This is a genomic window from Providencia sp. (assembly GCF_003533305.1).
Taxonomy (GTDB): Bacteria; Pseudomonadota; Gammaproteobacteria; order Enterobacterales; family Enterobacteriaceae; genus Providencia.
Genome location: NZ_DOEH01000004.1, coordinates 1 through 15,540, shown reverse-complemented (window position 1 = coordinate 15,540; position 15,540 = coordinate 1). Strand labels below are relative to the sequence as shown.

Genomic DNA, 15,540 nt, shown 5'->3' with positions numbered 1-15,540 from the left:
ATTAAATAATATTTACCAATTCCACAAAGTCCCGTCTTCTAAACGAGCGACAGGCAGGTATGCAGGTTTGTAGGGATATTTTGCTGCGAGCTTTTCATCAAAATCGATACCAAGACCCGGCTTATTTCCTGGATGCATGTAGCCATCTTTAAATGTCCAGTTAATTGAGAACACCGAAAGCATCTCTTCTGAGTAGCCCATAAACTCTTGTACTCCAAAGTTAGGTACCCAGAGGTCAAAATGCAGCGCCGCAGCATGGCAAATAGGCGAGAGGTCAGAAGGGCCATGTGAACCTGTTCTAACTTGATAAAGTGAGGCGAAATCAGCGATACGACGCATACCTGTAATACCGCCTGCATGAGTAATCGTTGTGCGGATATAATCGATAAGTTGTTCTTCGATGAGTTGCTTACAGTCCCAAATGCTATTAAAAACTTCGCCAACCGCAATAGGGGTGACTGTGTGTTGGCGTATTAATCTAAAGCAAGCTTGGTTTTCTGCGGGCGTCGGGTCTTCCATCCAAAATAGACGAGCATCTTCAATACTTTTACCAAAGCGCGCAGCTTCAATGGGGGTTAAGCGATGATGAACATCATGCAGAAGATGTTCATTGAAACCATATTTGTCTCGCACAGCGTCAAACAGTTTTGGCATAAAATCGAGGTATTTTTCGGTTGACCAAAGTTGTTCTTCAGGGTGATGACCTTTAGTCGCTGGCTCATAAGCGAGGTTCTGTCCTTTGCTTTGGCCATAAGTGGTTGCCATTCCTGGAATACCGCATTGAACACGAATTGCTTTGAAGCCCTTTTCTTTGTACTTCGCGTAGTTATCAAGCGCTTCAGGAATATCTTTACCCGTGGTATGACAGTAGACCATCACGCCTTCGCGAGAGGCACCACCGAGCAACTGGTAGACCGGAAGATTGGCAATTTTCCCTTTGATGTCCCATAGCGCCATATCTATCGCTGAGATAGCCGACATCGTCACGGGGCCTCTTCGCCAATAAGCTCCTTTGTAAAAAAATTGATGAATATCTTCAATTTTATGCGGATCTCTACCTATTAATTGTGGGCAAAGATGATCTTGCAGATATGAGGCTACCGCGCATTCTCTACCGTTTAGTGTGGCATCGCCTAGCCCATAAACACCTTCATCTGTTGTAATTTTCAGTGTGACAAAATTACGACCGGGACTACAGATGAAGACTTCCGCTTTTATTATTTTCATTGTTTACTCCAATGTTTGGATACTCAACTGATCAACCAAAACCGACATATTTAGCTTAATTGGTTTATCTATTGGTTGACCAGATTTGCTTTTTTTCACTCTACCAATCAAAAAAATAAAAGACAATGGCTAAAAAGCCGGCAATAAGTGAAGGTGATCACAAATTGGTTAACTTGTTAGCGGAGAATATTCAATAAATTGGTTGACCATTGTGATTTAGGAAGATAGTCTAGAGTGGAAGAAATAAATTTAATTCGACAACGCGTTGTATATATATATGAAAACTCAATACCGCTCGTACCAGTACCTAGGTCAGCAGTTAAAAGAGCTCATCGCCTCTGGTGAATATCCGATAGGAAGTCGGTTAATGCCTGAGCGTGAGATCGCTAAAAAATATGATGTTAGTCGCTCATTGGTACGTGAAGCGCTCATCATGCTTGAAATTGAAAAGCTGGTTTCTATCAAAAAAGGCTCAGGTGTTTATGTTATTAATCACCCTGACTTATTGATTGATGAAGTCAAAAACTTGGATCATGGTCCTTTTGAAATCCTGCAAGCTCGTCAGGTTATTGAAAGTGCAATTGCGGCATGTGCAGCACAATATGCGACAAAAGCCGATATACAAGAGATCCGAGCGCTATTAGAAGATGAACGAATTAAAGTCGCTAACAATGAAAGTGACGATGCAAATGATCATAAATTCCATGTGTTAATAGCTCGCGCAAGCAAAAACGACATGATGGCAAAGATCATTGATGATATTTGGGCTGTTCGACGAAATAGCCCGATGTGGGACAAGTTGCATGAGCACATCGATAACACAACTTACCGAAAGAAGTGGTTGATTGATCATGAAAATATTTTAAATGCACTACAAAAACGTGATCCAGAATTGGCCAAAAAAGAGATGTGGCAACATTTAGAGAATGTTAAAAATACTTTAATGGAGCTTTCTGATTTTGATGATCCCAATTTTGATGGTTACTTATTTGAGACAATTCCTTATCAGACTATTTTTGAATAATCGAAGGAGAAGTACCCATGGAGCATACGTGGCGTTGGTATGGACCTAATGACCCAGTTTCTTTGAGCGATGCAAGACAAGCAGAGGCGACAGGCATTGTCTCTGCACTTCATCACATTCCAAACGGTGTAATTTGGAGTGTTGATGAGATTCTTAAACGCAAAGCTATTATTGAAGAAGCGGGCTTAGTTTGGTCTGTTGTAGAAAGTATTCCGGTTCACGAAGATATTAAAACTCAGCAAGGTAATTTTGAGCAATATATTCAAAACTATCAGCAAAGTATTCGTAATTTGGCATCATGTGGTATTAGAACGATTTGCTACAATTTTATGCCTATTCTGGATTGGACACGTACTGACTTAGCTTATACGTTAGCGGATGGTTCCAAAGCACTACGTTTTGATAATATTGCTTTTGCAGCATTTGAGATCCACATATTAAAACGTACTAATGCCCAAGCAAGTTATTCTACTGATGAAGTTAAACAAGCCGATGCATATTATGCACAGATGACATCGGACGATATTGATAAACTGATTAAAAATATTATTGCTGGCTTACCAGGCGCAGAAGAAGGATATACGTTAGAACAATTTCGCCAGCGTTTAGCCATATATAATAATGTTGATAAAAATCAGCTACGCGAAAATTTACGTTATTTCTTGCAGAAAATCGTACCTGTTTGTGAAGAAGAAAATGTCGTCTTGGCTATTCATCCAGATGATCCACCTCGTCCAATACTCGGCTTGCCACGTATTGTATCCACTATCGAGGATATGCAGTTTATTAAAGAGAGCTGCGATAGCATTCATAATGGTTTTACTATGTGCACGGGGTCTTATGGGGTAAGAGCAGATAACGACCTCGTGAAAATGATAGAAACATTTGGTGATCGCATTCACTTTACCCATTTACGTTCAACAGTAAGAGAAGATAACCCAAATACTTTCCATGAAGGAAATCATATTGCGGGTGATGTTGATATGTTTGCCGTGGTTAAAGCTATTTTAGGAATTGAACAAAAACGTTATTCAGCAGGGTTGCCACCAATACCGATGAGACCTGATCATGGACATCAAATACTTGATGACCTGAAAAAAGTAACCAATCCAGGTTATTCTGCTATTGGTCGTCTTAAAGGTTTAGCTGAGGTTAGAGGCTTAGAACTCGCTATTAAGCGTATTTATTATCCTGACCTTTTGAAAGTTTAAATAAGTATATAAACAATATTATATTTGGTATTCACTGTTATGCCAAAGGTACGGTTGTATCTTTAAGAATAATATAATGATTATGGCGGGTTATTTGTGATGGGTATTTTTTTAAAATATCCCATCACAGAACCCGCCTTTTATTTATTGCGTTTTATTTGGAATAAAAATTAATTAGATTGCTTCAACAGGGACATAAACTGGCCACCATGCTGATGTTCTAACAATTTCAATTTCAGATGCTTTAGGATCTACTTTTGCAACACCTTGTGATTTTGCAACTCTCATGACTTCTAACGCAACAATACTTGAGGTAATACGTAAATCTTCGTTAGACGGTAACAAAGATGCCCCTTCAGAGCCTAAGGTTGCTTGGCTAGCAACAGCTTGTACTGCCGCAAAAATCATTTCATCTGTAATTTGCTCTGCTTTTGCCACAATCGCGCCAAAACCAAGTCCTGGATATAATGCGGCATTATTAGCTTGGCCAATTTTGTAATTCACATTTTTATACAGCACGTCAGCAAATGGTGCACCTGTTGCGACGAAAACACGACCATCAGTCCACTCAATGAGGTGTTGTGGAGTAGCCTCATGTAGCAAAGTTGGGTTTGATAATGGGAAAATAATTGGGCGTTCAACATGGCTGGCCATATTACGCACAACATCTTCTGTAAATGCGCCAGGTGTTGTTGATGTGCCAATTAAAATGGTTGGTTTAACTTGATCAACGACTGATGCTAAGTCAATAATTCCTTTATCTTTATTAAGATTCGCTAGTATGTTAGCCATATCTGGCCAGCGTGTTTGTGCTTCTACAGAGACATCCACTTTCGTTCTTTTGTAGTTTGCAACTTCTTGGCTGTTTCTTGCGTAATCTTTTTGGAAATAAAGTAAATTATCGGTCATATCTGCGGTCAGCAAGCCCGGTAAATCAATTAGCCAGATACGGGATATCGCTTCTTCGCGAGAAAGACCGCTGCGGATCATTTGGTCACGAATTTGGTCTGCAATACCACAACCTGCTGTACCTGAACCAAATATGACTACGCGTTGTTCCGTCCAAGGGGTTTTACTTAATTTAACCGCGTTGAGTAAGCCTGCAAGTACAATGGCGCCTGTACCTTGAACATCATCATTAAAGGTTGCAAAGTTTTTACGATATTTATCGAGAATACGGCGTGCATTAGTTGAGCCAAAATCTTCCCAGTGCAACACGGCGTTAGGAAAGAGTTTTCTTGCAGCTTTAACATAAGCGTCAACAAAATCATCGTAGACTTTACCTTGAATGCGTTCATGGCGATTTCCGACATACGATGGGTCATTTAACAATTTCTCATTATTGGTACCAACATCTAACACAACAGGAATGACACTGTGCGGATCAACACCAGCTGCCGCAGTATAAACCGCCAGTTTACCCACAGAAATATCAATGCCGTTAGAACCCCAGTCACCGATACCTAGTATTTCTTCTGCATCTGTCGTGACGATTAAGCGAATATCTCCGCCTTCAGCGCCAAACGCGCGTAGTTTTTCTTCTATCAATTCAGGTTCATTAATACTTAAGAATATTCCACGTGGTCGAGTAATGATTTCACTGTAGTTTTCAATGGCATCACCTACTACTGGGTCATAAACGACAGGCAGCATTTCTAACATATGACGTTGTAATAAGGCATAAAATAAAGTCACATTATTATCATGTAGACGCCACATATAAATATGTTTATCAAGATCTGTTCGGCATGAACTATAGGCACGGTAAGCGCGATTTAATTGTGTTTCCATATCCTCTGTGACAACGGGAGGTAAAATACCATTTAAATCTAATGCTTTTCTTTCTTCTGCGGTAAATGCAGTACCTTTATTTAGAGAAGGATCTCTTAATACTTGATACCCTCTTGCAGTTGTTTTTATTTTTCGAATATTATTTTCAACAATAACTTTAGCTTGGCGACTATACATAAACTTCACCTATTCAATTTAAGATGTTCAATTTAAGATATATACTTTAATTAATCTGAATTGGATTAATTAAGCTCCCGATAATCCATTTCCGGTCATATCAATAGGATTAACATATTTATTAAAATCTTCTTCAGATATTTTTCCTGAAGAAATTGCAGACTCTTTTAATGTGATATTTTTGGCAATTGCGTTTTCTGCAATATGCGCTGAATTTTGATAGCCAATAATAGGCGATAATGCGGTGACTAACATTACGCTGTTATCAACGTATTGTTTTATTTTTTCATTATTTAATTCAGTTCCTTCAACAGAAAACTCTCTAAACTTATGGCAACCATCAGCTAAGATACGAATAGAGTGAAGTAAATTATTAATAATAATAGGGCGCATCGCATTTAATTCAAAATTACCTTGGCTACCCGCTATCGCAATTGTGGAGTCATTGCCCATTACTTGAATGCCAATCATAACAATAGCTTCACATTGTGTTGGATTGACTTTACCGGGCATAATTGAAGAACCAGGTTCATTCGAAGGCAGTATCAGTTCACTGAAGCCACAACGAGGTCCGGATGCTAACCAACGCATATCATTGGCTATTTTTATTAATGCGACTGCAAGACCACGAATAGCTGCATGCCCACGTACTAATGCATCAAGTGACCCTTGAGCAGTAAATTTATTAGGGGCAGTAATAAAAGGTTTTTGTGTTAATTCCGCTATTTTATCTGCAACATCTTTTGAAAAGCCTTTTGGCGCATTTAAGCCTGTTCCTACGGCAGTGCCCCCGACGGCAAGTTTATAAAGATCAGTTTTACTACGGATAATGTCATCTAAAGAATCGCGGAGTTGACCTGCCCAACCATGCCATTCTTGGCCTACGGTGAGCGGTACGGCATCTTCTAAGTGAGTACGACCAATTTTAACGACACTCATCCATGAGTCTGCTTTTTTTTCAATTACTTGAATAAGTTTTTCAATGCTTGGAATTAATTGCTCATCAAGTGCAAAAATAGCTGCGATATGCATTGCAGTAGGGAATGTATCGTTCGAAGACTGCCCCATATTAACATCATCATTAGGCCCCACGGGTATTTGAGAACCTAATTGACCACCTAATAATTGGATAGCACGATTCGATATAACCTCATTCACATTCATATTTGATTGTGTGCCTGAGCCCGTTTGCCAAACGTAAAGAGGGAAATGTTCGTCAAGTTTTCCACTAATGACTTCATCAGTGGCAAAAATAATTGCCTCTTTTTTCCAATCGGGAAGTCTATTTGCATTAAAATTCACTAAAGCGCAGGACTTTTTAATATAACCGTAGGCATGATATATTTCTTTTGGCATTAAATCATTGCCAATATTAAAATGTTGTAATGAGCGTTGTGTTTGTGCTCCCCAATAATATTGGGCAGGGACATCCACTTTACCCATACTATCAAATTCTTCTCGAGATCCTTTTTCATTAATACCAATTTTGATGTTTGTATTTAGAGTATACAATTTAGAATCTGTATTAGCGTTGGGCATGAATTTTAACCTCAAATATATCTGAAAAATATAATAATGTTAGCCATCTAATTCAGTGTAGATTAAATATATGGAAATAGACAAGTGTTAATTCGGTGAATTTTTATTTTTATTTATAATAAATATTAATGTGATTATCTCTTTTTGATTTGTTTTTATTTATTATATTAATACATAGGGTTACAATGCTCGTAATTAGATTTTCTCTTAAATTTAAAATATTAAATTTTTAATACAAAATAATATAAATAAAATAGAGCCATACTATGGCTTAAATGTCATTCCTACTATAACTGACTGAATGCCATGTTAAACTTATAATTATTTATACTTTAGTTATGACTTGGAATTTTTTAAGCTTGATTTTCATTACATATGAAATAGCTTTGGTTTCTATTCATTTAATTTATTTAAAATCAACTTAACTGATATTTAATTTTGATTTAGCACTTTAGGCCATTCTTATTACTTTTTTTAATTTATCGTTATATTTTATTACAAATTTATTTTGTAATACTTGGAATCGAGAAAAATTTGATCTGGTTAGCTTTATTACCCGTACCTACGCAAGGGTTACAGTAGCCTATCTGCTGCTTTTGTTTTATCCTAAGTGCTAGATAAGACGCTTTTTCGCTGATTAAAAATTATGAACTTAGACACCTCAATAGAGTATAAAAAGTGATTTACTCGGGCGAGTTGTTATGAAAAATATAAAAGAGAGAACGCAATGGGTATTCGTATCGTTCCTAAAGAAGAGTTAGGACAAGAAAGATTGAAAGAAAAAGGAATAGGTTTTATTCCTCCTGTTCTATTTCCTAACCTAAAAAGTCTGTATCAAAGACGAGCTGAAAGACTCAAAGAACTGGGTATCGGAGAACATCCTTTTGCAGATTATCTTAATTTTGCCGCTGAAGTCGCAACCGCACAAAATAATGCGCAACATGATAATCCGTTAGATGTCGATATGACGGAAGTGCTTGAGCGTGCAATTAATTCAAACAATCCACCGTTAGATATCAAAACGTTTCCACGTACAGCACATTGGCATAAATTGTTGAGATCAATTATTGCTGAGTTAATGCCAGTAGTCCCCGAGTCTGTTCGCCCTGCATTAGAAAATATCGAAAAAGCGTCAGAGACTGAACTTGAAGAAATGGCAACAGCGTTATTAAACCAACAGTTTGAGAAGGTTCCTGCCGATAAATCTATGTTTATTTGGGCTGCATTGTCTGTGTATTGGGCTCAAATGGCCGCCAATATTCCAGGTAAAGCTCGTGCAGAACATGGTGATCATCGTCATTTTTGCCCTGTTTGTAACAGTATGCCGGTTTCAAGCATTGTACAAATCGGAACATCTCAAGGTTTACGCTATTTACACTGTAATTTATGTGAAACCGAATGGCATATGGTGCGTGTGAAATGCAGTAACTGCGAGCAAACTCGAGACTTAAATTACTGGTCTCTCGATGATAAAAATGCGGCAGTGAAAGCTGAAAGTTGTGGTGACTGTGGTAGCTATCTGAAAATCTTATATCAAGAAAAAGAGTCTAAGGTTGAAGCCGTCGCAGATGATTTAGCCTCAATTATACTAGATGCACGGATGGAAGAAGAAGGATTTGCACGTAGTAGTATTAATCCATTCTTATTTCCGGGTGAAAAATAAAAAGCAGTAGATAAGAGAGAATAGTGACTATGGCACAATCGCATCTTGCTTTGTATCGTCAACTTCCGGCTATTGATAAATTGCTACAGTTCGATGAAGCTCAAATTTTGGTTGAACAATCGGGGCTGCATTGGGTAACGGAATGTTTACGTGAAATGCAGGAACAAGCTCGAACTTGTATTGCTCAAGAAGAACGACTGCCTTCATGGCATGACGATTGGTTAAATGAGCTATCAGTGCGCCATGATGCATTAAAACAAAGTGCCTTAAAGAATGTGTTTAATCTCACGGGGACTGTTTTGCACACCAATCTTGGGCGAGCTGTTATGTCGAAAGCTGCGATTGATGCAGTAGGTCAGGTCATGGGATCGCCAGTTACATTAGAATATTCTCTCGATGGTGCGATGCGAGGTCATCGTGATCGTGCTATTGCTGACTTACTTTGTGCATTAACTGGGGCGGAAGATGCTTGCATTGTAAATAATAACGCCGCCGCTGTTTTATTATTATTAGCAACAGTCGCACCAAATCAGCAAGTGATCGTTTCCCGTGGAGAGCTCGTTGAAATTGGCGGCGCTTTTCGGGTTCCTGATGTTATGGCGCAAGCGGGTTGTCAGTTAGTTGAAGTGGGCACAACGAATCGTACTCATTTACGTGATTATGAAAATGCCATTAATGAGCAAACTGCATTATTAATGAAAGTTCATACCAGTAACTACAGTATTGAAGGTTTTACCGCTGAGGTTGAAGGTGACGAACTCGCTGCGCTAGGTAAAAAATACCAATTGCCCACTGCGATTGATTTAGGCAGCGGTTCAATGATTGATATGACCGCTTATGGTCTGCCTGCTGAACCAATGCCCCAGATGTATTTATCTCAAGGTATTGATTTAGTTTCAATTTCTGGGGATAAGCTGCTTGGTGGTCCGCAAGCGGGTATTATTTTAGGTAAGAAAAAGTGGATTGATGCAATTCAAAAACATCCCCTTAAACGCGCTTTACGTGTTGATAAAATGGTATTAGCGGCGTTAGAAGCCACGTTAAAAATGTACCTCACACCAGAAAAACTCACGACTGATTTACCAACATTGCGCTGGTTAACTCGTTCCCCTGAAACCATCAAAAATAGTGCTGATAATGTATTAGTGACATTGCAGGCATTTTACGGGGATAAGTTTATTGTTGAAATAGAGCCGTGTCTTTCTCAAATTGGGAGTGGGTCATTACCGATTGATAGGTTACCGAGTTTTGCAATTACCTTTGCGCCTTTAGATGGAAAAGGGGGCTCATTAGAGCGTCTGGCGGCAAATTGGCGACAATTACCACAACCTGTTATTGGGCGCTTTAAAGAGGGAAAACTCTGGTTAGACTTACGTTGTCTTGATGATGAACACGCATTATTACAGGTTTTACTTTCATGATTTTTGCGACCGCAGGCCATGTAGATCATGGTAAAACATCCCTAATTCAAGCAATTTCAGGGATAAATACCGCGCACCTTCCAGAAGAAAAAAAACGAGGAATGACCATTGACCTTGGCTATGCTTACTGGCCACAGCAAGATGGTAGTGCAATTGGTTTTATTGATGTGCCTGGTCACGAAAAGTTTTTAGCCAATATGCTTGCGGGAATTGGTGGTATTAATCATGCCCTGTTAGTTGTGGCATGTGATGATGGTGTAATGGCCCAAACACGCGAACATCTTGCCATATTAAGACTTGCTGGTTGTCGAAACATTACTGCTATTTTAACTAAAGCGGATCGTGTGGATGCTGAGCAAATCTCATTTGTTACTGAGCAGGTTAAATTAGAATTACGTCAACAAGGCTGGACTGATACAGCCTTGTTTGTCACATCGGTGAGTGATGAACGTGGTATCGAACCGTTACGGCTTTACCTTCAACAGCTTCATCAACAAAGTGAAACTAATGAAAATAGGCAACGTCGCTTTCGCTTAGCGATCGACCGTGTTTTTCACGTTAAAGGTGCAGGCATTGTGGTGACCGGAACTGCATTGGCTGGCAAGATAGATGTGGGTGAAACCTTGTGGGTGACTGGCGCGCAGAAGCCGGTGAGGGTAAGAGGCATTCATCGCCAAAATCAAGCCGCGCAGTTTGCGCAAGCAGGGGATCGTGTTGCATTAAATCTCACGGGTGACATTGATAAAGAAGATATTACTCGAGGTGATTGGCTGCTCGCAGAACAGCCTGCTTTTGAGGCTACACGTGTCATTGTGGAGCTTACTTGCGATTTGCCAATTAAACATTGGCAGCCAGTGCATTTATATCATGGCGCTAGTCATATTACAGGGCGAGTTTCTTTGCTGGTGGATCATGGTGAAACGCCTGTTTTAGCTGAATTGATTTTGGATACGCCACTTTGGTTGGCTGATAATGACCGCGTAATTATTCGTGATATCAGTGCAAGGCAAACGCTGGGAGGCGCTAGGGTCATTCGCTTAGTTTCACCTCGTCGAGGTAAAAGACTTCCTGAATTTCTAGATTGGTTATCTCGTCTTTGTGCTGCAGATGATGAATTAGCGCAATTTAAGCTGCAATTACCTCAGGGTGAGTTGAATCTGCATAACTATAGTTGGGCTCGACAATTCACCCACCTCCAATTAGAAACATTATTAGCGCAAATTGATATTGAACGTGTTGGTGATAGCGTTTTATCTCTATTTAAAGCGCAAGTTGCGAAAACGCGCTTAGTGGATGTTCTTGAAAACTTTAATGAAATTCACAGCGACCAAATTGGGGTAGGTAAAGCGCGGTTAAAACGTATGGCGCTACCAACCATGAGTGAAGATTTGGTATTTAAATTTATTAACGATCTCATTAATGATGAGTCTATCAAGCAAACCCGTGGCTGGTTGCATATGCCACAACATGGGTTGGTGTTTGATACTCAACAACAGCAGATATGGTTGCAAATTCAGTCACTCTTTCCTCGTTTAGAAGCCTGGTGGGTGCGCGACCTTGCCGCAGAAATTGGACACAGTGAAGATGTTGTAAGACGTGTGTTAAAAAAAGCCGCTCAGATGGGACTAGTCACAGCCATTGTACGAGATAGGTATTATAGTAGTGAACAAATGCATCAATTTGCTGAGTTAATACTTCGTTACTGCATTGAAAAAGATGTTATCTTTGCTGCGGATTTTCGTAATGAACTTGGAATTGGCCGTAAATTAGCCATTCAAATCCTTGAGTTTTTTGATAAAAGTGGATTTACCCGTCGTAAAGGTGATGGTCATCATTTACGTGATAAAGGCATTTTTATTGAATAAACAGATAGATTAGATCCATTACAATACAACTTTGCATCAACCCTTATATCTATATTGGATTTGTGGTCACGCTAATGAAGAAAAAAATATTTGCAGGCGTCTATCTGGCGCTAATTTTTATTGGATCGCTTTTTTTAGTTTTTGAAAAAAGTGAGGTGATTTATCCAGCGCTGATTTCTATTAGTGTCTATGCCATTTTCTTTGGCGCGTTATTTGCACTCACCACCCGTTGGCTATTTTCTGCAATTGTTACTAGTACTCTGTTCATTGTTATTAAATTTTTTAATCAGTTAAAAGTACATTATTATAAAGAACAGCTCTTTTTTTCTGATATTAATCTTATGACAGATACCTCGAATATGGGGACATTAGGTCACTATTGGTTAGCAGGAGTAGCACTGATTGGGCTTCTCATTTTACTGGTTGTCAATGCAATCATTAGTTGGCGCTTACTTCGTCCTTGTAAATCCTTTGCTTTGCGTATTGTGAGTTTGTTGCTCGTGGTAGGCGGATATTACGGAGCAAATTGGTCAAGTACACATTATTATGATGAATGGACACAAACGCTGCCAAAAGGGCGTGGTACAGTCACAAATTTAGTCATGTCCGCGAAAAATTCGACGTATAAATCCCCGCAATTTGCCAGCTCTTCTGATTATTTTATACAACAAGCAGCGGCAGTATCCCTCGCAAATAATAAAACCGAAGTAACAGAAAAACCTGATATTGTCCTGTTATTACAAGAGTCTACCGTTAACCCTAATATTTATGATTTACCGGCTGGAACAAAACTGCCTGAACTGTTTATGTTTCAGCAAGATAAAAATGTGGTTGCTTATAGCCCGATGCGCGTGCAAACCTTTGGTGGTGGGACATGGTTGTCTGAGTTTTCTGCGTTAACAGGCCTGAATAGTGATGATTTTGGTTCTCAAAAAAGCGGTGTATTTTATTTCATTGTTGATCATCTCAATAATAGCTTATTTAAAGAAATGAAAGCCAATGGCTATTATACCGTTGTGCTGACGCCATTTAATAAAGGGGCATACCATTCAGGACACGCTTATGAAACACTCGGTGTTGATAGAATTATTCAACCGCAAGAGCTAGGTTATCCAGGGAAATTACAAGATAACTTATGGACAATAAGCACTGAAGATATGCTCAAGTATGCAAAGGAAATATTGGCAACGGAGACAGATAAACCGGTATTTATTTTCTCTTTAACCATGTATGAGCACGGCCCATATAAAGAAAGTCACAGTGATGATTACGATATAAAAGATAAAATCAGTAATAAAGATGCGGCAGGCGAATTTAGTCACTATATGGAAAAAATAGTAGCATCAGATAATGCAATGCGTGATTTTGCTGATTTTATTGAAAAACGCGATCGTCCGCTGATGTTCTTGTATTTTGGTGATCATCAGCCAGGTATTAGCTTAAATAAATATAACTCATCGTTTTCATCACCATCTTATATAACCCAATTTACATTGCGTGATAATTTGAAATCAGGCACGAGTGTCAAAACAGGTGAGTTGACGGATATTTCATTTTTAGGGGGGTTGCTACTCGAGCGTGCAAATCTGAAAATATCGCCATTTTATGAGGCGAACATTAAAATGCGTCACTTATGTGATGGAAAGCTAAATGATTGCGAAGATAAGCAGTTACTTGATAGTTATCGCCATTATATTTATCAGACACTTCAAGTGGCAGATAAAGCTGTAGCCGAATAAATAATCGCGGGGGAGACCCCGCAATTATTCGATTTTGATAATTATTCGATTTTGGTATAGTTGGCTATTTTCTAGTGGCTAAAATAACGCTTGATGCCTTAATTAATGCGGTAATACCGGCACCCTTCACGAGATTCATTTCTTTAAGACTTTCATTAGTAATAATGGCAGTCAGCTCAATACCTTTACTTGTCACTAAATGAATAGTGCTGTTGACCGCACCCTCAACAATTTGACTAATTTTACCGTTAAATTGATTTCTTGCTGAAAACTGTAAGTCACATTCAGGTTTGATTAAAACAACCCATGGTGCTTTGATAATTGCGATAGCTTCTTTACCGATTTTGAGGCCAAGAGAGTGGCAACTTTCACGTGTAATAACAGTTGTTAATTCTTCACCATTTCCTAAAGATAAAATAATCTCATTATTGACAGCTCCTTCTTTGATTTGGCTAACTGTACCTGTGAGTTGATTACGTGCTGAAATTTGCATGATTTACCTCATTGAGCTTCATAGAATAAAGAATTAAAAATAGAATAAATGTAAATTGCTATTTTAACGCAATTAAACATTAGGTTCGTGGGCGTGATCACGTAATAATAGGGTTTGAACTTATGATTATTATTCTGTTTAATCGACGAAAATGGATAAAATTGTGTGTAATTATTTAAATTTTTTACTTTATTTTTATTAATAATAAAACCAATGAGTAAAATCTCTGTCTTAAGTTCAAGTCAATTATTCTATATGACATCATCGCAGGCTCAAAATAGAGCTTTGAGAACGGTTTAACACTAGAAAGACAATTAATATGAAATATTTAGTCACTGGAAGTGCCGGTTTTATTGGTTTTAGGCTGTGCCAGCGTTTGTTAGAAAGTGGGCATGAGGTTGTTGGAATAGACAACATGAATGCTTATTACGATCAGGGGCTTAAACAGTCTCGATTGCATCTTCTTGAGCAGCATCCTCAATTTCGTTTTATTCCTCTTGATATCACTGACCGAGAAAAGGTCTTAGTCTTGTGTACTCAAGAAGGTTTCGACCGTGTGATTCACCTTGCGGCACAAGCTGGCGTGCGTTATTCACTGCAAAACCCTTTTGCTTATGCAGATAGTAATCTTAATGGCCATCTTGCCATTTTAGAAGGGTGCCGTCAGGCAAAAGTAAAACATTTAGTTTATGCTTCTTCCAGTTCGGTGTATGGCATCAATGATAAAACGCCATTTACCACTGATATGCCAACAGATCATCCAATTTCACTGTACGCAGCAACTAAGAAAGCCAATGAATTGATGGCTCACTCTTATTCACATCTTTATCAGTTACCAACAACCGGTTTGCGTTTTTTCACGGTGTATGGCCCTTGGGGTCGCCCAGATATGGCGCTCTTTAAATTTACCAAAGCGATTTTGGCGGGTGAACCGATAGATGTTTATAATAACGGCGATCTCAGTCGTGATTTCACTTTCATTGATGATATTGTCGAAGGGGTTATACGTATTTCGGATATAATTCCACAGGCAGACCCGCAAAATGACTCAAGCTCCCCTGCGCAAAGTAGCGCGCCTTACCGTATATACAATATTGGTAATGGGAAACCCGTTAAATTAATTGAGTTTATTTCGGCATTGGAAAAATCGTTAGGCAAAGAAGCGATTAAAAACTTTTTACCGATGCAAGCAGGGGATGTTTATACCACTTGGGCTGACACGGAAGACTTATTTAAAGCTACCGGCTATCGTCCACAAGTTTCGATTGAACAAGGTGTGCAGGCATTTGTTGATTGGTATCGTGAATATTATCATCAATAATATCCCCATCATGGTCATCTCCGTTGAAAGATTTGAGAGGCAAGTTTGAAAATAGCAATTGCAGGTACA

General features: G+C 38.9%; 11 protein-coding genes. 7 read left to right on the top strand and 4 right to left on the bottom strand.

The annotated features are described in order from the left end of the window. Positions 1-12: 12 nt before the first annotated feature. Complete coding sequence (manD, locus tag DD649_RS00835) at positions 13-1,227, bottom strand: D-mannonate dehydratase ManD (protein WP_294101487.1); 1,215 nt, start codon at positions 1,225-1,227, stop codon at positions 13-15. 277 nt (positions 1,228-1,504) lie between these two features. On the opposite strand from manD, the gene DD649_RS00830 reads away from it, so the two are divergent. Together DD649_RS00830 and uxuA are read left to right on the top strand one after the other, a co-directional pair. Then, positions 1,505-2,251, top strand: a complete 747-nt coding sequence (locus DD649_RS00830; protein WP_294101486.1) for an FCD domain-containing protein — start codon at positions 1,505-1,507, stop codon at positions 2,249-2,251. Positions 2,252-2,268: 17 nt separating this feature from the next. Further along, complete coding sequence (gene uxuA / locus DD649_RS00825) at positions 2,269-3,462, top strand: mannonate dehydratase (protein WP_294101483.1); 1,194 nt, start codon at positions 2,269-2,271, stop codon at positions 3,460-3,462. A gap of 174 nt (positions 3,463-3,636) precedes the next feature. On the opposite strand, the gene DD649_RS00820 is transcribed toward uxuA, so the two are convergent. Together DD649_RS00820 and fumC are read right to left on the bottom strand one after the other, a co-directional pair. After that, the gene (locus tag DD649_RS00820; RefSeq protein WP_294101481.1) at positions 3,637-5,430 is read right to left on the bottom strand and encodes an NAD-dependent malic enzyme; all 1,794 of its coding nucleotides are present in this window, start codon (positions 5,428-5,430) and stop codon (positions 3,637-3,639) included. Between the two features lie 69 nt (positions 5,431-5,499). Then, a complete protein-coding gene (fumC, locus tag DD649_RS00815; RefSeq protein ID WP_294101477.1) occupies positions 5,500-6,969 on the bottom strand; it encodes a class II fumarate hydratase in 1,470 nt (489 codons plus the stop codon). A 727-nt stretch (positions 6,970-7,696) separates the two neighbouring features. Between fumC and fdhE the strand changes: the two genes are divergently transcribed. From fdhE to DD649_RS00795, 4 genes are all read left to right on the top strand, one after another. Further along, positions 7,697-8,632 carry a formate dehydrogenase accessory protein FdhE gene (gene fdhE, locus DD649_RS00810; protein ID WP_294101472.1) on the top strand — a complete coding sequence of 312 codons (936 nt, stop codon included), beginning with the start codon at positions 7,697-7,699 and terminating at the stop codon, positions 8,630-8,632. Positions 8,633-8,661: 29 nt separating this feature from the next. Continuing rightward, on the top strand, positions 8,662-10,053 hold the full coding sequence (selA, locus tag DD649_RS00805; RefSeq protein WP_336428623.1) for an L-seryl-tRNA(Sec) selenium transferase: 1,392 nt from the start codon (positions 8,662-8,664) through the stop codon (positions 10,051-10,053). Next, on the top strand, positions 10,050-11,918 hold the full coding sequence (gene selB / locus DD649_RS00800) for a selenocysteine-specific translation elongation factor (protein ID WP_294101468.1): 1,869 nt from the start codon (positions 10,050-10,052) through the stop codon (positions 11,916-11,918). The genes selA and selB overlap by 4 nt, the downstream gene beginning before the upstream one ends. A gap of 74 nt (positions 11,919-11,992) precedes the next feature. Then, the gene (locus tag DD649_RS00795) at positions 11,993-13,657 is read left to right on the top strand and encodes an LTA synthase family protein (protein WP_294101465.1); all 1,665 of its coding nucleotides are present in this window, start codon (positions 11,993-11,995) and stop codon (positions 13,655-13,657) included. 64 nt (positions 13,658-13,721) lie between these two features. Here the strand turns inward: DD649_RS00795 and DD649_RS00790 are convergent, their stop codons facing one another. Further along, a complete protein-coding gene (locus DD649_RS00790; protein WP_294101461.1) occupies positions 13,722-14,150 on the bottom strand; it encodes a TOBE domain-containing protein in 429 nt (142 codons plus the stop codon). A 319-nt stretch (positions 14,151-14,469) separates the two neighbouring features. Here DD649_RS00790 and DD649_RS00785 point away from each other — a divergent pair, with 319 nt between their 5' ends. Then, positions 14,470-15,471: an NAD-dependent epimerase gene (locus tag DD649_RS00785; protein ID WP_294101458.1), complete on the top strand. Its 1,002-nt coding sequence runs from the start codon at positions 14,470-14,472 to the stop codon at positions 15,469-15,471. Positions 15,472-15,540: the final 69 nt, after the last annotated feature.

Bases quoted from the DNA above. Each gene is read 5' to 3' on its own strand.
- uxuA (WP_294101483.1), top strand. From the start codon at position 2,269: ATGGAGCATACGTGGCGTTGGTATGGACCTAATGACCCAGTTTCTTTG.
- selA (WP_336428623.1), top strand. From the start codon at position 8,662: ATGGCACAATCGCATCTTGCTTTGTATCGTCAACTTCCGGCTATTGAT.
- DD649_RS00795 (WP_294101465.1), top strand. From the start codon at position 11,993: ATGAAGAAAAAAATATTTGCAGGCGTCTATCTGGCGCTAATTTTTATT.
- manD (WP_294101487.1), bottom strand. From the start codon at position 1,227: ATGAAAATAATAAAAGCGGAAGTCTTCATCTGTAGTCCCGGTCGTAAT.
- fdhE (WP_294101472.1), top strand. From the start codon at position 7,697: ATGGGTATTCGTATCGTTCCTAAAGAAGAGTTAGGACAAGAAAGATTG.
- DD649_RS00820 (WP_294101481.1), bottom strand. From the start codon at position 5,430: ATGTATAGTCGCCAAGCTAAAGTTATTGTTGAAAATAATATTCGAAAA.
- fumC (WP_294101477.1), bottom strand. From the start codon at position 6,969: ATGCCCAACGCTAATACAGATTCTAAATTGTATACTCTAAATACAAAC.
- DD649_RS00790 (WP_294101461.1), bottom strand. From the start codon at position 14,150: ATGCAAATTTCAGCACGTAATCAACTCACAGGTACAGTTAGCCAAATC.
- DD649_RS00785 (WP_294101458.1), top strand. From the start codon at position 14,470: ATGAAATATTTAGTCACTGGAAGTGCCGGTTTTATTGGTTTTAGGCTG.
- selB (WP_294101468.1), top strand. From the start codon at position 10,050: ATGATTTTTGCGACCGCAGGCCATGTAGATCATGGTAAAACATCCCTA.
- DD649_RS00830 (WP_294101486.1), top strand. From the start codon at position 1,505: ATGAAAACTCAATACCGCTCGTACCAGTACCTAGGTCAGCAGTTAAAA.